We start from the raw sequence: 20,030 nt of genomic DNA on the forward strand, positions 1-20,030 counted from the left end.
CTGTGCGAAGGGGATACCGTTCAAACGGTGGAAAACGTGTATTCCTGTGCGGAGGGGATACCATTCAAACGGTCGAAAACGTGTATTCCTGTGCGAAGGGGATACCGTTCAAACGGTGGAAAACGTGTATTCCTGTGCGGAGGGGATACCGTTCAAACGGTGGAAAACGTGTATTCCTGTGCGAAGGGGATACCGTTCAAACGGCGGAAACACACACGTTCCTATGCGGAGGGCAGTATCTATCGATATAACAAAAAAAACCGACGCAGGGTCTTTCTTGCGTCGGCTTCACTACATAAAAGCCTATATGTTCTTTTATTCCCAGCCCCGCTCCAAAAAAAGCAACGGCCGCCCGCGCGTGCAGCTTGGCTCCGAGCGCGATCGCGCGTTCGTCCAGGTCGAACGACGGATGGTGGAGCGGATGGACGATACCCCGCGCCTCGTCGCGCACGCCGATGAGCAGCATGGCGCCGGGCGCCTTGTCGAGATAGTAGGCGAAGTCTTCGCCGGCCAGGCTCGGCTGGTCCAGCACATGAACCTGATCCGCGCCGAACACGTCCGCGCCCGCACCCGCCGCGAGTTCGACCGCGGCGGCGTCGTTGATCAGCGCCTTGCCCATGCGGAAGCTCGGCTCGACGGTGCCGCCGAAGCGGTCGGCGCAAGCAGACGCGCAGCGCTCGAGCACGAACCGGATCCGCTTCACCGTCGCATCGCTGAAGGCGCGGTAGGTGCCGAGCACCTCCGCGGTGTCCGCGATGACATTGCCTGCGGTACCCGCTTGCAGCTTGCCGAATGCGAAGGACACCGGCTCGAGCGGGTCGGACGCGACCGCGACGGCGCTATTCGCCTCAACGGCGAAGTGCGCGGCCATGAGCAGCGCGTCCGCAGCCAGATGCGGGGCCCCATGATGGCCGGACCGTCCGCGGAACGTGAAGCGGAAATGCGAGGATGCCGCCATCGCCTCTCGCCGGTGAATCGCCAAGCCGCCGGTTTCCAGTCCCGGCCAGACGTGCAGCGCAAATGCCGCGTCGATGCCGTCCGCCGCCCCGCTCTCGACGAGATCGCGTCCGCCGCTGCGCAGCTCGCCGTCCACCGGACTCGGCGCGGCTCCCTCTTCGGCGGGCTGAAATACGAACCGTACCGTCCCCGCCAGCCGTTCGCGCTCCCGGCTTAGACCGTAAGCGGCCGCGAGCAGCATCGCCGTATGCGCGTCATGGCCGCAGGCATGCATCGCCCCCCTCGATCTCGGCCCCGTATTCGCGGCCCTCGATCTCCCGGATCGGGAGCGCATCCATGTCCGCGCGCAGCAGCACGGTCCGTCCCGGCTTGCCGCCACGCAGCACGCCGACGACGCCTTTGCCGAAGTGGTCGCCGACGCCCTCCTGCACCTCCAGTCCATACTCGCGCAGCAGCTGCGCGACGCGTGCGGCCGTCCTGCCGACGTCGAACAGCAGCTCGGGAAAACGGTGAAATTCCCGCCGAAGCGAGATCCATTCCGCCTCCCGCTCCTCGATCGCGCGGCAGACGGCGTCGACGTCCAAGCCAGGACTCCCCTGCACCACATGAAGCGTCTGCTCCCAGCCTGTCGACTCGGGACTGCACGAAGCTGTCGATGACACTGGATTAGCCGATAAAACCATTTTTCCCACCCGCTTACTATGTTTTATATGGTCACGACTGTACCACCCCGGCGTCCCGGCGTCAATCTGCGGGCTTATCGGAATTTTCTATCGGTCCGCGCTTCTTCTATATCCAGGCAGCCCCGCCCTCTAAGCGTCGGTTCGAAGCACGATTTTGCCGCGCGCCCGCCGGCTTTCGCTTAGCGCATGCGCGCTCGCCGATTCCGCGAGCGGCATCGATGCGCCTATCTCGACCCTTAGATCTCCGGTGACGATCAGCTCTCCGATCCACTTGAGTCTGTCAGCGTCGAATGGCGCCATGCGCAGCGCCTGCACGCGAGCCCCGACGTTCTCAGCCAGCTCCGCCGAGTACTGCCCCCAACCGATTGGCACGAGCGTGCCGTCCTTGCGAACGGCCCGGACAAGGTCGTCCGTCCGCTCCCCGCCGAACGTATCAATGACAGCGTCCGCCGCTCCTTCGAGCTCTCTCCAATCGTCCGTCGTATAGTCAAAGACGCTGTCGGCGCCGAGCGACTCCGCGAATGCGCGGTTGCGGCCCGACGTCACGGCGATGACGCGAGCGCCTGCGAGCTTCGCGAACTGCACGGCGAAGTGACCGACGCCGCCGGACGCGCCGTTAATCAGCGCCGTCCGGCCAGGCGCGAGCAGCGCCTGCTCATGCACGGCGGTCCATGCGGTGAATGCGGACATCGGCACGCCCGCGGCTTGTTCGTCGTCGAGCGCCCCCGGCAGCGGCGCAAGTCGTGACTCGGGAACGGCCGCATATTCCGCGTAAGCGCCTGCCGTCGCCGTCATTCCATAGACGCGGTCTCCGGCGCGGTATCGCTCAGCTCCCGGCCCTGCCGCTTCGACGACGCCAGCCAGATCGTAGCCCGGCGTGAACGGCAGCGTTAACGCCAAGCCGAACTTTTCCATGGCCCAACCCGAGCGCATCTGCCAGTCTCCGGGATTGACCCCCGACGCGCGCACGCGCACGAGCACTTCGCCCGGCCCTGCTACCGGCCGAGCCACCTGCTCCAAGCGCAGCGTATCCGGTGGGCCGTATGCGTGGAAGCGCACTGCGTTCATCCGTGTCATCCCGTAATATCCGTCCATTTCTTGTCCATCCCTTTTCCCTCTTTCCGCTCCATTGTGCGCCAACTGCGCGCTCGCTTATAATGTAGCGTGCCGAACGCATCGCGTTCAATCGGCAATGACGGCGATTCGGCCGTTAACGGACACAACCCCGATATTGTCGGGAAACGGAGGTCGCGGGCATGAGTACGGACATGGATGCGGACAGGGGTACGAGCATTAACGCAGCTGCGAGTCAACGGGACAGACGTTCCAGAAGGACGGTCAGACTGCTGAAGCAGTCATTCCGCGAGCTGGTCGAGGAAAAGGGATTCGAGGCCGTGACGGTGCGGGATATCGCCGAGCGTGCGGACGTCAATCGGGGCACTTTTTATGCCCACTTCCCTGACAAATACGGCCTGCTTGATCTGATCATCCGCGAAAAGCTGCATACGCTGCTCGGCAGCCGGCTCGGGCCGGACGCGGGCTGGCGCCGCAGCGACCTGCGGCTCGCGATCGCCGCCGCGCTCGACCACTTCGCGGATGTTTACAGCGGCTGCCGACGGCGCGAATCGTTCCATCCGCTGTTCGAGCAGGCGGTCCAACAGGAGCTGGCCGCCCTGTTCCGACGGTGGCTCGCAGCCGTGCCCGCGCCTCCAGAAGCTTGGCCGGTCCCTGCCATGACCGTGGCATCCGCGGCCAGCTGGGCGATCTTCGGGGCGGCCAACGAATGGGCCCGCGAAAAGCAAGCCGTGTCGGCCGAAGACATGTCCGATCGCTTGCTTGCCGTCATACTCGGCGGCGCCGCGGCGCTGACGCCCGGCGGGCTGCCGGATTGATCGCGATCGGCAGCCTTATGCGTCTCTACTCGACGTCGGGATAAACGGTCGTTCCGCCCTCGTCGGTTTGGATTTTAAGGCTGTAATCCTTTCCGGAAGCGAGCGCGTCCGGCAGCTTGCCCGCCACTTTCCACTCGCCGTCGCGCACGTCGGATTTTCCGGTCCATAGAACGGCGTCGCCCTTCGACAGCGTCACGGTCGCCGATTGCGAACGGCTGCCATGCCCGCTCACCGCAAAAGCCTCCCCTAATTTCAACTTTTCCGGATACTCGTATTTCTGTACAGACGGCATCCAAACCTTGTAATCCTCGTTTAAAAACCGATAAAGTTCGGCGGACTCCGCGAAAACGGCTGCCGACTCCGATCCGGCTGCTCCATCCTCGATAACTACGCGATCGACCGCATCTTCGCAGCGTAAATTCACGTTGCCCTTCTCAAACTTTGTTGTCGTGCAGCGCCAAGCCGGCCGTACGACGATCAGGCGTCCGTCCCGAAGCTCTACGTTAACCGCCATACTGCGGTCTTTGATCGGAGTGGCGAGTCCGGTACCTTCGATCGGCCGCGCCGCTTCGATCCAGCCGGTCAGCAGCGAGATGCGCTCTTCGTCGCGATCCGGGTACAGCGTCGCAGCCAAATCGGACAGGAGGGGCCATGTCATATAGATCCACTTGATGTCCGAAGCTTCGGCGCGCTCGCTCAGCACACGGGACGCCAACTCCGGCTTCGGTTCGGCCGAAGGACCGACGCTCGGCACCGGCTTGTACGACGGTACGGCCGCTACCACTTCCTCCGTCCGTAACGCTTCGCCCCCTTTTACCGCGCTGCTGCCGGAAGCCGCTCCATTTTGCGCGCCTGACTGACAAGCGGACAAAAATATCACGGACAGCAGAATAGCTGCAGCCATCCAGCGAATACGCCGGCCCCTTCTCTTGTCTTCGCATCGTCGCTCCATCGATCATCGCCCCTTTGACCCTTCAACGATACGCGACGGTTAAAAGTTGCCGTTCACCGGAAGCGTTCAATCGTTTCCCGGCAGACCGTACAGCCGCCTGAACTGCTCCGGACTGAACCCCGTCGCCTTCTTGAACACGGCGCCGAAGTAGCTGGCGTTGTCGAACCCGACATCCCGCGCGACCTCGTGCATCCGCCTGCCCGGCGCGCCGAACATAAGCTGCTTGGCCCGTCCGATGCGCTGCAGATTGACGTACTGCAGCGGCCGCATTTGAACCGTCTTCTGGAACAGACGGCACAAATACTGCGGCGACACCCCCGCAGCCTCCGCGAGTTCGCCGAGCGAGAGCGCCCGGTGCAGATTGTCCTCGATATAAGCGACGATCGGCTTCATACGGTTCAGGTCCTGCTCCCGGTTGCCTGCCGTCTGCATGCGTCCTAACTCTAGCAGCAGGGCATATAGGCCATGAGATCGCTCCAGATTCGCCTCGTACGAGAGCGAATCGCCCTCGAGCATCGCCTCGAACGGTCCCAGCAGCCCTCCTTCCGCCAGCCTGCCGCCTCCCGAAGCACGCCAACCGGCGTAATGCAGCAGCGCGCCCGCTTCCCTGCCGCTGAACGCGACCCACGCCATCTCCCACGGCTTCGAGACGGGGCGGTACGAATGCCGGACGCCGGGATACAGGACGAACGCTTCACCGGGACCGACGCGGATGGTTCGCCCCTCCACGATATACTCGCCTGCGCCACGAATCGTCTGGTGCAGCTGATAGTCGGGGAAGCCGTCCTCGCGCTCGGTCTCCGGCTGGTGCTCCCAATAACCGATCGAAGTCACGTACACCGGGAGCAGCGACGTCCGGTCCGTCCGGCAGAACAGCATTTTGCTTCTCAACTGGCATCGCTCGTTTCATATTTTTATAGTTCTGAATAAAATCCTTTTATATAACCACTCTATCATAGAGACTATAATGTGAATATATTAACGACACCACCGAAGAGGAGCGCTGCCAGTGCGTCAGAAGCTGCAATATACCCCGCCGTCCAACGGCTATCCCGAATGGAACAACAACCCCGACGTCTTCCAGCTGAACCGGTTGGAAGCGCATTCCCATATGATGGCATTTCCATCCGCCGAAGGCGTTCTCGCAGGGGATCCGACCGCCTCGCCCTATTTCCTTTCCTTGAACGGCACTTGGAAATTCGCCCTCGCGAACACGCCCGACGAGCGCGCGGCCGACTTTTACCGGACAGATTATGACCTGAGCGGCTGGGCGGACATGCCGGTGCCTTCGCACTGGCAGTTCCAGGGCTACGATTACCCGCACTATACGAATGTACGCTACCCTTGGGCCGAGCGTGAACCCGAGCTCAAGCCGCCGTTCGCGCCTACGGCCTACAACCCGGTCGGCTCTTACGTCCGCTCGTTCGAGGTGCCCGCTTCGTGGGCAGGACAGCCCGTATTTCTAAGCTTCCAAGGCGTCGAGTCTGCCTTCTACGTCTGGGTCAACGGCGAGCTGGCAGGTTATAGCGAGGACACGTTCACGCCTGCGGAGTTCGACATCACGGCCTACCTGACCGAAGGAGAAAACAAGCTGGCCGTCGAGGTGTACCGCTGGTGCGACGCAAGCTGGCTGGAGGATCAGGATTTCTGGCGGCTGTCCGGCATTTTCCGCGACGTGTACTTGTACTCCGCCCCGGCGCTGCGGGTGTCGGACTTCTTCGCGAAGCCGACGCTGGACGCGGACTATCGCGACGCGGTGCTGGCCGTGGACGTGAAGCTGGAAAATTACTACGGCAACCGCTATGACGCGAGCCGACTGGACCTGCAGCTCTACGACGCGTCCGGCCATGCCGTATGGGATGCCGCGCACTCGCTGGCCGTCGCTTCCGCATCCGAGGAAGTGCTCGCGCTGACGCTGACCGCCCCGGTGACGGCACCGCTCAAGTGGAGCGCCGAGTCGCCTCATTTATACACGCTGGTGCTGTCGCTATATGGCGACGACGGCGCGCTGCTCCATGCGACCGGCTGCCGAGTCGGCTTCCGCGCGTTCGAGCTCAAGGACGGACTCATGAAAATCAACGGAGAGCGGATTCTCTTCAAAGGCGTCAACCGCCACGAATTTTCCTGCGATACCGGCCGTGCGCTGGGCAAAGCGGACATGGTCCGCGACATCCTGCTCATGAAAACCCACAACGTCAACGCCGTCCGCACGTCGCACTATCCGAATCAGCCGGTTTGGTACGACCTGTGCGACGAATACGGCCTGTACGTCATCGACGAGACCAATCTCGAGACGCACGGCAGCTGGGAGTACGGCCAGGAGGAAGAAAAGGAATTCAACGTGCCGGGCAGCAAGCCGGAGTGGCGGGACAACGTGCTCGACCGCGCCAACTCGATGATGCAGCGCGACAAGAACCACCCGTCGATCGTCATCTGGTCGCTCGGCAACGAGTCGTTCGGCGGCGAGAACTTCATCGCGATGCACGATTTCCTCAAGCAGGCCGATCCGTCGCGCCTCGTGCACTACGAGGGCACGTTCCATCACAGAGCGTACGATGCCGCGTCCGACATCGAGTCGACGATGTACGCCAAGCCGGCGGACGTCGAACACTACGCGCAGAACAAGCCCAAGAAGCCGTATATCCTGTGCGAATACAGCCACGCGATGGGCAATTCCTGCGGCGGACTTCACTTGTACTGGGAACTGTTCGACAAGTACGACATCCTGCAGGGCGCGTTCATCTGGGACTGGGTCGACCAGGCGATCCGGACGCGCACGCCCGAGGGCGTGGAGTACCTCGCCTACGGCGGCGACTTCGGCGAGTCCCCGCATGACGGCAACTTCAGCGGCAACGGCCTGCTCTTCGCGGACCGCACGGTCACGCCCAAGCTGCTCGAGGTCAAAAAGTGCTATCAGAACGCGTCTTGGACGGCAGTCGATCTGCGCGAAGGGCGCTTCAGCGTCCGCAACAAGCATCTGTTCACCGACCTGTCGGCATACGCGCTTCACTGGGAGCTCGCGATCGACGGCGAGACGCGCGAGAACGGCACGCTCGAGCTGGCGCTGGCGCCGGGCGAGACTGCCGAGATCGTCGTTCCGTATACTTGGGACGCGCTGCCGGGCGAAGGAGAAGCGACGCTGCTGCTGTCGCTCGTATTGAAAGCCGATACGGCATGGGCAGAAGCGGGTCATGAGGTCGCGTGGGATCAGTTCGTGCTGAAGGCGCAAACGTCCGTAAGCACGGGCAACGGTTCGCCTGTAGACGCGCAGGCAGCCGCAGCTAGCGAAAGCGCTGCTGTCGCAGCTGCTACGGTAGTTGCTGCGGAGTCCGGCGGCGCGCTGACGGTGAGCGGCGAACGGTTCGCGCTGCGCTTCGACCGGACGACCGGCGCGCTGGTCTCCTACGCGGTAGACAGTCGCGAGCTGCTCATCGCGCCGCTGCGCCCTTATTTCTGGCGGCCCGAGACCGACAACGACCGCGGCAACAAGATGGGCGAGCGCTGCGCGATCTGGCGCGACGCGGGCAGCAGCCTGCAGCTCGTCGGACTGGATGCGCGCGCGTCGGGAGCGTCGCACGTCGTGACCGCCGCCTATCGGCTCGCGGAAGATGCGTCGAGCGTCGTCACGCTGCGCTACGCGATCGGTCCGGACGGCGCCGTCGAGACGACGCAGGAGCTAAGCCCAGGCAGCGACGCGCTGCCCGAGCTGCCGGCGTTCGGCCTGATGTTCGAGCTGGACGGCGCGCTGGACACGGTGTCCTGGTACGGCCGCGGTCCCCATGAGAACTACTGGGATCGCCGCACCAGCGCGCGCTTGGGTCGTTACGCGGGCAAGGTCGCAGAGCAGTTCGTGCCGTACCTGCGTCCGCAGGAATGCGGCAACAAGACCGACGTACGCTACGCCGAGCTGACCGGCGACGACGGGCGCGGCCTGCGCTTCGAGAGCGCGCTGCCGTTCGAGCTGAACGCCCTTCCTTGGTCGCCGGCCGAGCTTGAGGCGAGTGACCACCCGTACAAGCTGCCGCCGAGCCGCGGCACCATCGTGCGCGTGAACTTCAAGCAGATGGGCGTCGGCGGCGACGACAGCTGGGGCGCGCCTACGCACGAACGTTACACGCTGCTGGCGAACCGGCCGTACGCGTTCCGGTTTACGTTTAAGCCGGTTTGATTATTAGCGCTAACGCTCATGTAGAATGCCCGGCGATGCGATCGCCGGGCATTTTCTGCGTCGAAGACAAGTCTGCGTCCGTTGCGTCGATTGCCTCGCAAAACAGCTGTCAAAAGGCATTTATTTCATCCAAAAGCCAGCTTCGACGCACGGAGACGGGGCCGCCACCAACGGCGTACAAAAAAGGGACGCGGCAGGTCATTCCTGCATCGTCCCGTTCCGCCTTATGCCGTCTCCTCGGCTGCGCCGCGCGCCGCGATCAACTTTGGCGCACAGCGAGCGGGCTTCCGCTTGCAATGTCGCCTCATCTTCCCTCTCCGGAAGCTGCCAGCGCCGCTCCGATCGCCTGCACCTTGATGCCGGCTTCGACGAGCTTGCTTCTGATTTTGCCGGCGAGCTCCACCGCGTTTGTCCCGTCGCCGTGCACGCAAATCGTATCCGCCCGGATGGCGACGTCGACTTGCTGCTGCGTCAGCACCATTCCGTCGGCGACCATCCGAACCACCTGGGCTAGCGAGCGTTCTTCGTCGTCAATGATGGAGTCGGGCAGCCGCCTGGGCGTGAGCGAGCCGTCGGATTGATAGGTCCGGTCGGAAAACACTTCGCTCGCCGTACGCAGTCCGATGCGTTCTCCAGCCAAGATCAGCTCGCTGCCCGCCAGGCCGAACAGGATCAGCGACGGGTCGACCCGGTAGACCGCCTCCGCGATCGCGTTCGCGAGTCCGGCTTGGCGCGCCGCCATGTTATATAGGGAACCGTGCGCCTTCACATGCTGAAGCCGCGCGCCTTCCGCCCTCACGAAGCCCCATAGCGCGCCGAGCTGATAGACGACCAAATCATAAGCTTCGTCGGGGGCGATATCCATATCCCTGCGACCGAAGCCGATCAGATCCTGCAATCCCGGATGGGCGCCGAGCGCGACGCCGTTGTCCAGCGCCAGCCGGACCGTGCGGCGCATCGTCGCAGGATCGCCGGCATGGAATCCGCAGGCGATATTGGCCGATGTCACGTATTTCAACATCTCCTCGTCCCTTCCCAGCTTGTAGGCGCCGAAGCTTTCTCCCAGATCGCAGTTCAGGTCCACCGTTTTCATCGCTAAGCACTCCTTCCTTTCGCCGCCATGCATGCGCGACGCTGCCGCATGCCTCCGTACAGCCGTTGTCGTCTTTCGCCATCGTTTCACACCTTGCCGTCCACGCCGGCATTTATGTGTGCCAACGCGCTGCGCAGCATTCGAATCCCGTTTTCCCGTATCAGGTATAGCCGCTGCGCCTCTCTCCATGAGACGCTCCGGAACCGAATCCGTTCGCCCAGGTTGGCCTGGGCCAGCAGCGCCAAGTCCACGGACGCGACCTGTGCGATCTTCGGATAGCCCCCTATCGTCTGCCGGTCCGCCATGAGGACGATCGGCTGGCCGTCGGGCGGTACCTGGACCGTCCCGAAAGTCACCGCAGCGGAAGCGAGTTCCCGTTTCTCCCGCAGTCTCAGGATTTCTCCTGTCAATCGGTAGCCCATCCTGTCGGATTCGGTACGTATCTGATAGGTCTCATTTAAAAAACGTACTGCGCTATCCTTCTCGAACAAAGCCGCCTCTTGTCCGGGGACCGCTCGCACCTCCGGATTCGCCGTATAGGAAGGGAGCAGATCCGGAGCGACCGACCAACGGCTGAATGCGACGCCGTCCGCCTCCGCCTCGTCGGCAAGCAGCGCCGTCAGCGCGCGGTTGGCCGGAGAGGCTGCGCCGACCGGGAGCCGATCGCCCTTTTGCAGCGAGCGTCCCTCCCAGCCGCCGATGCCCGCACGCAAGTAAGTGGAGCGGCTGTTCATTCGAACCGGCGCGTCCACGCCGCCCGCGACCGCCAGGTAAGCGCGGCAGCCCAGCCGAACCCGGCCGAACCTCAGGAGGCTGCCTTCCGGCGCCACGACCGTCTTCCAAAGCGGCACTTCCCGATCGTTCAAGACAGGCGACAGATCGCCGCCGCAGACGGAGATAAGCGTGCGCTCCGCAAAGTAAATCTCCGGTCCGACCATCGTGATCTCCAGCCCCGCCGCGTTCTCGTCATTGCCGACCAACAGGTTCGAGATCCGCAGGGCGAAGGCGTCCATCGCGCCGGCGACGATAACGCCGAACTGCTGCGCGCCGTATCGGCCGAGGTCCTGAACCGTCGTCAGCAGCCCGGGCTTCAGGATGATCATGCTCATCTCCGCGCCGCCTCCCGCCGATCGAATTCTGCCCGGGAGATCGGGCGGAACCGTACGATATCCCCCGCCCGCAGCAGCGCCGGCGGCATGGCGTCCGGCAGGAACAACGGATCGGGCGTCCTGCCGATGAGCTGCCAGCCGCCCGGCGTGGCGATCGGATACACGCCCGTCTGATCCCCTGCGATGCCGACGGTCCCCGCCGGTATGGATAATCGCGGCGTCCGCCTGCGCGGCGTCGCGATGCGCTTCGGCAATCCTCCCAGGTAGGCAAAGCCCGGCGCAAAGCCGAGCATGTACACCAGATAATCCGCGGAGGCGTGAATCTCGACCACTTCTTCCTCCGACAATCCGTGCGCTGCCGCCACCTCCGGCAGATCGGGACCAAGCTCTCCGCCGTAGCAAACCGGAATCTCGGTCACGCTCGGCGTGCGCTGAGGCGCGTCCTCCAGCTTCGCCAGCTGATCGCCGAGCCACCCGGCGACCAAGGCAAGCGGATCGGCGCCCCCCGACGGATCTGCCCCGTCTCCGAGACCCGCGAGCGCCTCGAACGGATCGAAGTATACCGTCACGGACAGGAAGGCAGGGACATACTCGATCATGCCGGCGAACCTGTGCCCTTCAAGATGCTCGGCGAGCTGCCGCACCCGGTCGTGCGTCTGCCGGCAGATCGTTTCTCCGAACTGCACCGTGACCGCCGAATCGCCGAGCGGCAGCAACTTCGCTTCTAGCACGCCGTATTTGCCGTATTTTTCGCTCCATTCGTTCATTTCATCATCACCTTGCCTCATCAATCCCGCGCTATGAAAACGCCGAACTTCGCGTGATTGAGCCCATAATTAAATCTATATTACGATCATTATCCTAGGTACGAAAAATAGCAAGCGGATCTTGGCGTCGGACGACGACCATCGCCGCCCAAACGCCGTCCGTTCGGCGAAGACCCTGCTTCGGATCGGACGAGAAGCGTCCGGCGCTGTTTCCGCAGACATACGAAAGCCCACCTTCAATTGAGGCGGGCTCTGCGTATGCCGGCTGCTTTATAAACCGGCTTCACTGCCGATCACGGCCGCAGCTTCGCGCGCTGCAGCCGAAGCGCGTTCAGCACGACGGACACCGAGCTGAGCGCCATCGCCGCGCCGGCGACCCAGGGCGCGAGCAGGCCGATCGCCGCAACCGGGATACCGATCGTATTATAGCCGAGCGCCCAGAACAGGTTTTGCCGGATGTTGCGCATCGTTAGCCGGCTCATCTCGATCGCGTCCGGAATGCTCGCCAGGTCGCCGCGCATGAGCGTCACGTCGGCTGCTTCCATCGCGACGTCCGTCCCCGTGCCCACCGCCATGCCCACGTCGGCGGTAGCGAGCGCCGGCGCGTCGTTGATGCCGTCGCCGACCATCGCGACCTTCCGGCCCGCCGCCTGCAGCTTTTTCACCTCCGCCGCCTTGCCCTCCGGCAGCACCTCGGCCAGCACGCGGGGGGATGCCCGCCTGGCCCGCGATCGCCGCCGCCGTGCGGGCGTTGTCGCCCGTGATCATGACGACTTCGATGCCCATGGCCCGGAGACGGGCGACGGCCGCCGCGGAAGTATCCTTCACCGTATCCGCCACCGCGATCGTTCCCGCGTAGCGGCCGTCGATCGCCGCGAGCATCGCGGTTTTGCCCGCTTCTTCAAGCCGCGTCATCGCCTCCGATGCCGCCGCGCCAATCGTCGCGCCCTCGCGCTCCAGCAGGCGCCGCGTGCCGACCAGTACCCGCTTGCCCTCTACGACCGCGAGCACGCCGTAGCCCGGCATCGCCTCGAAGGACGCGGCTTCAGGAATGGCGATTCCCCGTTCCCGAACGCCCGCTACGATCGCTTCCGCGAGCGGATGCTCGGAGTTTTTTTCCGCCGCGCCGACGAGTCTCAGCAACCGGGCGACTTTATCCCCCTCGCTCAGAACCCCAGTCGCCTCTTTCCAGGTCTTATCCCCTTCGCTCAGCAACGCCACCGCGAGGTCTGTGCCCTTCATGCCGCTCCGTACGTCCGCTTCGTCCGCGACCAGCACGTCCGTCAATTCCGGCTTGCCCTTCGTGACGGTACCTGTCTTATCCAGCACGACCGTGTCGATGCCCTGCGTCGTCTCCAGATGCTCGCCGCCCTTGAACAGGATGCCGAATTCGGCCGCGCGGCCCGAGCCGGCCATGATCGAAGTCGGCGTCGCCAAGCCGAGCGCGCAAGGACAGGCGATGACGAGGACCGCGATCGCTTTTTCCAGCGCCCCGGCGAAGTCCCAAGGCTGCACGAAGAAGTACCAGACGAGGAATGCCGCGACCGCGATGCCGACCACGATCGGCACGAATATGCCGGAGATCGCGTCCGCCACCCGTTGGATCGGCGCCTTCGAGCCTTGCGCTTCCTCGACGATCTTGACGATCTGCGCGAGCGCCGAGTCTTTGCCGACTTTGGTCGCGCGGACGCGCAGCCGCCCGTTCTTGTTGATGGTCGCGCCGATGACCGCATCGCCGGCCTTTTTGCCGACCGGCAAGCTCTCCCCCGTCAGCATCGATTCGTCGACGGACGATTCGCCTTCGAGCACTTCGCCGTCGACCGGCACCTTCTCGCCCGGTCGCACGAGGACGACGTCCCCGCGCACGACTTCTTCGACCGGAATCGAGCGCTCCGCGCCGTCCCTTACGACCAGGGCCGTTTTGGCCTGCAAGCCCATCAGCGACTTGATCGCCTCGGACGTACGGCCTTTGGCCAGCCGCTCGAACCATTTGCCGAGCAACACCAACGTGATCAGAATCGAGCTCGTCTCGAAGTAAAGCGACGGCGCGTGATGGACGCCCATCCCCGAAGACGACCAGTCGATCGTCAGGTACAGGCTGTAGAAGTAAGCGGCCGACGTGCCCAGCGAGACGAGGACGTCCATGTTCGCGCTGCCGTTCCGCAGCGCTTTGTATGCGCCAACGTAGAAGCCGCGGCCGATATAGAACTGAACCGGCGTAGCCAAGACCAGCTGGAACCAAGGATTCATGAACAGCTCCGGCACGTAGATCCACGAGGTGAACGAAAAATGGCCGACCATGCTCCAGAGCAGCGGCAAAGACAACGCGGCGGAGATCAGCAGCTTGCGCAGTTGGCGGCTTCGTTCGACAGCCCGGCGGTCCGCTCCTGCGGCATCCCCCTGGTCCTTCTTTAACGTCGCCTTGTAGCCGAGCTGCTCGACCTTCCTTTGCATATCGGCTGACGATACCGCTCCCGGCACGTATTCGACCCGCGCGGTCTCCAGCGCGAGATTCACGGACGCGGCGCTGACGCCGGGCAACTTGCCGAGTCCCTTTTCGATCCGGGCGGCGCAGGCCGCGCAGGTCATGCCCTCGATGACGAAGTCCGCCGTCTCCTTCACGGTATCGTAGCCCAGCTTGCGGATCGTTTCCTCCATCGCATCGACGCCGACGCGCGACGGGTCGTAGCTGACGCTTGCCTTCTCCAGCGCGAAGTTAACATTGGCGGCGTCGACGCCTTCGAGCTTGCCGAGGCCTTTTTCGATGCGGTTCGCGCAAGCCGCGCAGGTCATGCCCGCGATCGCCAACGTCGCCTGTGCCGTGCCTTGCTGTTTAGAATCCATTTTACGATACCCCCCAACCCTATATCGAAAGCCATAAGAAAACGGCGATATCGCCGCAGGTAGTCGTTGAATTACTTAATCAGCTTGTTCATCGTCGTCATCAGCTCTGCCAGCACGTCCGTGTCGCCTTCCTGAATTCGCTCGACGACGCAACTCTTGAGATGATGCTCGAGCAGCAGCTTGCCGACTCCGTTCAGCGCGGATTGGACGGAGGCGATCTGGTTGAGGACGTCGTCGCAGTAAGTATCCCGCTCGATAAGGCCTTTAATCCCGCGAACCTGTCCTTCGATACGGTTCAGTCTGCTGACGAGACTGCTTTTTACTTTGTCGGAGTGGTGGCTTTTGCGCGCTGCGCCGTCGTGATGGCAAGACTCCGCGTCGTCGCTGCCTATCACCGGCACATGCGGTTCGGAATTATCGTTCAAGATCGCGGCCCCCTTTTGTTGACCTCATTATACTCCCCCACCCTATATAACGCAAGGTGTTTTGCCGGAACGCCGACGCCAGGGACAACGACTACGAACGACTAAGGCAACGACTACATGCAGTATCGGTTCCGGCCTAATTTTTCGATCGATACAAGGCCGCATCCGCTTCTTTGATCAACGCTTCGACCGTGTTGCCTGCCCGGGGGAATACGGAGATGCCCATGCTGGTCGTCGCGAAGAATCGATTGGCGCCGAATGCCCACGGCTCTTGCAGCGCTTTCATCAACGCCGACGCCATACGCTCGGCTTCCGCCTCGTCTTCGATCTCGGTCAGCACGATGGCGAACTCGTCGCCCCCGATACGGGCCGCCAGATCCTTATCGCGCACGCAGCGCTTTAATCGCCCGGCCAATCCTTTAAGAAGCGAGTCGCCGGTATCATGCCCCATCGTATCGTTGACTTGCTTGAAGCGATCGCAGTCCAGGTAAATGAGCCCCATCTTTCTCCCGTTCCGCTTCGCGTCCGAAAGCGCCCGCTGCAAATGTTCGGAGAAAAAAACGCCTGTTCGGAAGGCCCGTCAGCGTATCGTGATAAGCCATCTCGGTGAGCCGGGACTCCAGTTTCTTTCGCTCCGTGATGTCTCTTGCCACCGCGAGAAAATGGATGATCCTTCCCCGATCGTCGAGGACCGGCGTCACCTTCGCCTCGAGCCACAGCCATCCCGCCGTCCGATGCTCGCAGCGGCATTCGAGCGCTCGCGTCTCCTTCGTCCGCCTCATATCGGAGAGGAGCTGCCGGGTCCGCGGCAAGTCTTCTGGGTGAGCGAAGTTCAGCACCGGTTTGTCTTCAAAGTGCTCCGGCGGATAGCCGAGCACGGTCCGAATAGATGGCGACGCGTACTTGGCGATGCCGTCGACGTCCCAGATGCCGACGACGTCATGCATGTTTTCCGCGATGAACCGGTACTTCTCCTCGCTCCGCTGCAGCGCTTCTTCGGCTTTTTTCCTGTCCGTGACATTGTGGAATATCATCTGGGCCGAAGGCTCGCCGCCGTAAGAGATGCCGATACCCATCACTTCCACGAATACGATCGTTCCGTCGGGTCGGACGATTCGTTGCTCGAGAAGCGCTTCCGTGCTTCCTTCGGATTTGTAAAGTCGCTGCATCCGCTCGAGCGAAGCCTCCCGGTCGTCGGGATGAACGCAGTCGAGCACGGAACGTCCGATCAGCTCCTCCGCCACGTTCAGACCGAGCAGTTCGATCCCTGCCTGGTTCACGTAACGAAGCTTGCCTTCCGTATGAACGACGATCGGTTCCGGCGATTTTTCCACCAGCAGCCGGTAGCGTTCTTCGCTCTCCTTCAGTTCTTGCTCGACCCGCTTTCGATCCGAGATATCTCTAAGCATCGTCATCGTAGCCGGCTGCCCCTCGTACGGAATAAACATGGCCCCGATCTCCACGTCAATGACATGGCCGTCCGGCCGAACGATTTTCATCTCCCTGAACGGCAGCTCTCTTCCAATCTCCGGCGTGATTGCCTTCTGACTGACAATGTCGTGATAATCGGGGTGCAAGTAATCGAATATCGTATCGCCGACAGGATTCGCGCCCCCGGTATATTGGAGCGATGCAGGATTCGCGTACAGGATGGTGCCTTCGCGCTGAACGATGATCCCCTCGGGCGACGACTCCACCAATCTGCGATAGCGTTCCTCCATCTCACGCAGCGCTTGGGCAAGCTTGTCGTTTTCAGGATTCATCCCGGCTTCCCCCCTTGTTTCCTCGGCGTGATATCGCGTCCGACGCTGATGACGCGTTCGACCTGCCCGTCCCCGCCGAGCACCGGCGTGCAGCCGGTTTCGACCCACAGCCATCTCCCGTCCCCGTGCCTGAGTCTGAACTCGCCATGGCTCGGCTTTTTTTTGCTTCATCATTTCGTCGAAAAACGCGATCGCATGCTGGCGATCCTCGGGGTGGATCAGGTCGGACAGCGTATGGCCTTCGAGCTTGTCCAGCGAGATTCCCAGAAAAAGCGCGTGCGAGGGGGAAACGTATTGCATACGACCGGCGGCATCGAGTACGGAGATTAAATCCGTCGAATTTTCGGCGATCAGCCGGTAGCGCGCGTACACCTGCCGAAGCGCGTCTTCCGCTCTCTTCCTCTCGGTTATGTCGATCGCCGAGCCGATCACCTCCACGACTTGGCCGCCACGTCGAATCGGCCTTAAGGACGAGAGGAACCAGATGCCGCCGACATCCGCCTCATACGATACGTGTTCTTCCCCGAGCCAAGCTTTTTTTATAGTAGCCTTCGATCCGGTCCGCGACGTCCGGGGGAAGAAATTCGCGCAGCGTCTTGCCCACGATATATTCGGGCGAAAAGCCCATACGGTAGACAAGCTCCCCTTCGCACAGCGTATGAACGAATCGGTCTTTCTCCTTTTTTGAACTTCATCGTCACGCCCTGCTGCTTGCGGAGCGTCGTCTCGAGATTTCTTCGGGTCGCGCGCACCTGTTCCCGCATCAACATCTGGTCCGTCAGCTCCGCCTTGATGCCCAGGTTAGCAACGACGGCATTGACCTGCTCGAACTTCTCCATCAACGCTTCGGCAGGGACGGGTCTGCTGAAAAGGTAGCCCTGCGCTTCGTCGCATAGATTTTGCTGCAGAAAAATCAGATGCTCGGGCTTCTCTACGCCTTCGGCGATGACGTTCAAATTCAGGTGATGCGCCATCGCGATGATCGTCTTGATGATCATCGCGTCGTTATCGTCCTCCGTGCAATCCCGCACAAAGGATTGGTCGATCTTTAAGGTATCGATCGGAAACCGCTTCAGGTAGTTAAGCGAACTATACCCGATGCCGAAGTCGTCTACACTGATTTTAACGCCAAGGCGTTTAAGCTCCTTCAGCGTGGCGATCGAACGCTCCACGTCCATCGTCATGCCTTCGGTGATCTCCAGCTCCAGATACCGCGGCTTCCAATCCCGTATCCGCCAAGACGCGCCCGACCATATCGACGACGTGGTCCTGTTCGAATTGACGCGGCGATAAATTGACCGCGATCGTGAGCGGTCCGGCGCCTTGATCCTGCCACGCTTTATTCTGGGCGCATGCCGTTCGAAGCACCCATTCGCCGATCGGCAAGATGAGCTTCGACGCTTCGGCGGCCGGAATAAAATCGCTTGGCGCTACGATGCCGCGTTCGGGATGTCGCCAACGAAGAAGCGCCTCGGTTCCCACGATGCGCCCCGTTCGGATATCGAGATGCGGCTGATAATACACGAGAAACTGATCTTGATCGATCGCCCGGCTCAACGCCTCGACAAGCGGAGCGCCTGCCAAAGCGGCAGCCCGACCCGCAGCGGATTCGGCGGCGTCCATTCCCGCTGCCGAATCGCGCGCCAACGGCGTCGCGAGACCGTAAATGCCGACTAGCGCACGGTCGGCATAAACCGGCACGAACGTGATGGACATCGCCGTTTCCCCGCCGTCTTTGCCGATGCAGGCCGCTTCGACAGGCTGCGCGCGGCCCGCCTTCGCTTTGAGCATGCACCTCGTTGCCCGAAGCAGATCCCTTTTGGCAACCATCCGGTTTAAATGGAACTCGTTCGAATCTTTCGATGGACGGCCGAATAAAACATGGAACGCTTCGTTCCCCCCCAGCAGGATGCCGTTGACGTCAACCCACCAGGCAGGTTCGGAATGATGCTCGAACATCATCCTGGCGCTCTGCACGAATTGCTTGACTTGAGGCGTCTCCGCCCGCTCCTGTACCATGCGGTCACATCCATTTTTCGAGTCCGTCCCGGTCCGCCGGACCTGCCGCTTCATGATGAGATCCATCCGAAGCGAAGCACACGGCTTGGGCAAGCAAAGCCGCCCGGAACTGGTCCGGACGGCCTATATTATCCATTCATTAAAATGTATTAAAATCTTTATTCAACCAGTTAACGGAACATGAAAGCGCATGATATATTAAAATCAGGAAGAAAAGTATTCATTTCGAATACTTATCCGTATAATACAGGATAATTGTCCTAATTTCAATGATCAGCGGGGATTATCATGACTCATCCATTCGGCAATCGATTAAAGCTGTTGCGAAAAAAACGAGGATTTACGATGGAAAAGCTCGGTGCCGCGGTAGGCGTAGCGAAGACGACGATCTCCGGCTATGAAAACGGCAACCGCGAGCCTCCGCTCGCCGTGATCACCAAACTGGCCCATGCGCTCCGGACGACGGCCGACTATCTGCTCGGCATCACGGACGCCGAAGAACAGCCATTCCTGTCGCCAACCGCCGATGCAAGCGCGGAAGCGCCCTTTTTTCACTGGAACGGCGCGGAGCTGGACGAGCAGGAGCTGCGGACCATCCGCGATTTCATTGCGTCGATCGTCGCGAAAAACAAGCGCAGAACATCAGAAGAACGATCATCCTGACGGATTCAAGGGGCTGCCTATGGAGGAAGTCATCATCTCTTTAAAAAAATTCAAGACGTCCAAGGAACTGGAGAAGCTGCTCGCCAGACTCGACGGAGGCGGCGGACAGGAATATAACGTGTCGACGAATCTGCTGCGGCTCTATCAAGAGGACCTGATCGGCCGTGCCGAATATCTAGCCATTCGGGCCAAGGTCTTGATGGGACATTACTTCGGCCGCATGCGGCAACGTTATCCCGATCTCAGGGGCGGACTATACTTCTATGACATGGACGCGCTGCGAATCTGGAACGCTTCGGTCTCGCATTTGCCGGATATGTTCAATGAGTACACCCAGGGTCTCAGCGTGGAACAGGACGTCCCCGACCATTACCCGGCCCCCGTGTACACGTCAACCGTGTTCAGGATCGAAGACGTGCTCCGGTCCGACCATCCGGTCGCGGCCAATCATCGCGAGATGTACAAGCAAGCGGCGATCCAATCGTTCGTGACGCTGCCGCTGTTGAACGGCGGCGAGTCTATCGGCTATCAATTCATATCCGCGCGATGCCCGCGAGCGTTTACGGAGGCGGAATTGACGTTCTTCTCCGCCGCTTCCGAATACTTGGTCCGGGAGCTCGCCTCCATCAAATCGTTTATGATCCGCCAGCTCGAACAATCGAGATAGCACACAAAGAAAAACAGCCTTCATTCGG

At 61.8% G+C, this 20,030-nt stretch carries 17 protein-coding genes and 1 pseudogene; 4 read left to right on the forward strand and 14 right to left on the reverse strand.

Annotated elements, in window-relative coordinates:
* Positions 1-196: 196 nt before the first annotated feature.
* The 3 genes from OMP38_RS17450 to OMP38_RS17460 form a co-directional block, all read right to left on the reverse strand.
* On the reverse strand, positions 197-1,231 hold the full coding sequence (locus OMP38_RS17450) for a M20 metallopeptidase family protein (RefSeq protein WP_277566261.1): 1,035 nt from the start codon (positions 1,229-1,231) through the stop codon (positions 197-199).
* A complete protein-coding gene (locus tag OMP38_RS17455; RefSeq protein ID WP_277566262.1) occupies positions 1,212-1,541 on the reverse strand; it encodes a zinc-binding metallopeptidase family protein in 330 nt (109 codons plus the stop codon). The genes OMP38_RS17450 and OMP38_RS17455 overlap by 20 nt, the downstream gene beginning before the upstream one ends.
* Before the next feature lie 228 nt (positions 1,542-1,769).
* Positions 1,770-2,735 (reverse strand): NADP-dependent oxidoreductase, encoded by a 966-nt coding sequence (locus OMP38_RS17460; RefSeq protein ID WP_277566263.1) that lies wholly within the window; start codon positions 2,733-2,735, stop codon positions 1,770-1,772.
* Positions 2,736-2,896: 161 nt separating this feature from the next.
* On the opposite strand from OMP38_RS17460, the gene OMP38_RS17465 reads away from it, so the two are divergent.
* The gene (locus OMP38_RS17465) at positions 2,897-3,532 is read left to right on the forward strand and encodes a TetR/AcrR family transcriptional regulator (protein WP_277566264.1); all 636 of its coding nucleotides are present in this window, start codon (positions 2,897-2,899) and stop codon (positions 3,530-3,532) included.
* Positions 3,533-3,557: 25 nt separating this feature from the next.
* Here OMP38_RS17465 and OMP38_RS17470 read toward each other — a convergent pair whose 3' ends face one another.
* Together OMP38_RS17470 and OMP38_RS17475 are read right to left on the reverse strand one after the other, a co-directional pair.
* Positions 3,558-4,436: a hypothetical protein gene (locus tag OMP38_RS17470; RefSeq protein WP_277566265.1), complete on the reverse strand. Its 879-nt coding sequence runs from the start codon at positions 4,434-4,436 to the stop codon at positions 3,558-3,560.
* Positions 4,437-4,550: 114 nt separating this feature from the next.
* Complete coding sequence (locus OMP38_RS17475; RefSeq protein WP_277566266.1) at positions 4,551-5,375, reverse strand: helix-turn-helix transcriptional regulator; 825 nt, start codon at positions 5,373-5,375, stop codon at positions 4,551-4,553.
* A 118-nt stretch (positions 5,376-5,493) separates the two neighbouring features.
* On the opposite strand from OMP38_RS17475, the gene lacZ reads away from it, so the two are divergent.
* On the forward strand, positions 5,494-8,652 hold the full coding sequence (lacZ, locus tag OMP38_RS17480) for a beta-galactosidase, LacZ type (RefSeq protein WP_277566267.1): 3,159 nt from the start codon (positions 5,494-5,496) through the stop codon (positions 8,650-8,652).
* Positions 8,653-8,956: 304 nt separating this feature from the next.
* Here the strand turns inward: lacZ and OMP38_RS17485 are convergent, their stop codons facing one another.
* From OMP38_RS17485 to OMP38_RS17525, 9 genes and pseudogenes are all read right to left on the reverse strand, one after another.
* A complete protein-coding gene (locus OMP38_RS17485; protein ID WP_277566268.1) occupies positions 8,957-9,745 on the reverse strand; it encodes a LamB/YcsF family protein in 789 nt (262 codons plus the stop codon).
* Between the two features lie 86 nt (positions 9,746-9,831).
* A complete protein-coding gene (locus tag OMP38_RS17490; protein WP_277566269.1) occupies positions 9,832-10,854 on the reverse strand; it encodes a 5-oxoprolinase subunit C family protein in 1,023 nt (340 codons plus the stop codon).
* Entirely contained in the window at positions 10,851-11,621 is a 771-nt protein-coding gene (gene pxpB, locus OMP38_RS17495) for a 5-oxoprolinase subunit PxpB (protein WP_277566270.1), read from the reverse strand. Before pxpB ends, OMP38_RS17490 begins: the two co-directional genes overlap by 4 nt.
* 293 nt (positions 11,622-11,914) lie before the next feature.
* A pseudogene (locus OMP38_RS17500) lies at positions 11,915-14,465 on the reverse strand (heavy metal translocating P-type ATPase).
* A gap of 71 nt (positions 14,466-14,536) precedes the next feature.
* Positions 14,537-14,860: a metal-sensitive transcriptional regulator gene (locus tag OMP38_RS17505; protein ID WP_277566851.1), complete on the reverse strand. Its 324-nt coding sequence runs from the start codon at positions 14,858-14,860 to the stop codon at positions 14,537-14,539.
* 166 nt (positions 14,861-15,026) lie between these two features.
* Positions 15,027-15,392, reverse strand: coding sequence for a diguanylate cyclase domain-containing protein (locus OMP38_RS17510; RefSeq protein ID WP_277566271.1), 366 nt, complete (start codon positions 15,390-15,392; stop codon positions 15,027-15,029).
* Entirely contained in the window at positions 15,331-17,091 is a 1,761-nt protein-coding gene (locus OMP38_RS17515; protein WP_277566272.1) for a PAS domain S-box protein, read from the reverse strand. Before OMP38_RS17515 ends, OMP38_RS17510 begins: the two co-directional genes overlap by 62 nt.
* 101 nt (positions 17,092-17,192) lie before the next feature.
* Positions 17,193-17,837 (reverse strand): EAL domain-containing protein, encoded by a 645-nt coding sequence (locus tag OMP38_RS17520; protein ID WP_277566273.1) that lies wholly within the window; start codon positions 17,835-17,837, stop codon positions 17,193-17,195.
* A complete protein-coding gene (locus tag OMP38_RS17525; protein ID WP_277566274.1) occupies positions 17,791-18,726 on the reverse strand; it encodes an EAL domain-containing protein in 936 nt (311 codons plus the stop codon). The genes OMP38_RS17520 and OMP38_RS17525 overlap by 47 nt, the downstream gene beginning before the upstream one ends.
* Before the next feature lie 234 nt (positions 18,727-18,960).
* On the opposite strand from OMP38_RS17525, the gene OMP38_RS17530 reads away from it, so the two are divergent.
* Together OMP38_RS17530 and OMP38_RS17535 are read left to right on the forward strand one after the other, a co-directional pair.
* Positions 18,961-19,335 carry a helix-turn-helix domain-containing protein gene (locus tag OMP38_RS17530; protein WP_277566275.1) on the forward strand — a complete coding sequence of 125 codons (375 nt, stop codon included), beginning with the start codon at positions 18,961-18,963 and terminating at the stop codon, positions 19,333-19,335.
* Between the two features lie 19 nt (positions 19,336-19,354).
* Positions 19,355-20,002, forward strand: coding sequence for a GAF domain-containing protein (locus OMP38_RS17535; RefSeq protein WP_277566276.1), 648 nt, complete (start codon positions 19,355-19,357; stop codon positions 20,000-20,002).
* The last annotated feature ends 28 nt before the right edge of the window (positions 20,003-20,030 follow it).

The sequence above is a fragment of the Cohnella ginsengisoli genome, from assembly GCF_029525555.1.
In the GTDB taxonomy this organism is placed as follows: domain Bacteria; phylum Bacillota; class Bacilli; order Paenibacillales; family Paenibacillaceae; genus Cohnella; species Cohnella ginsengisoli.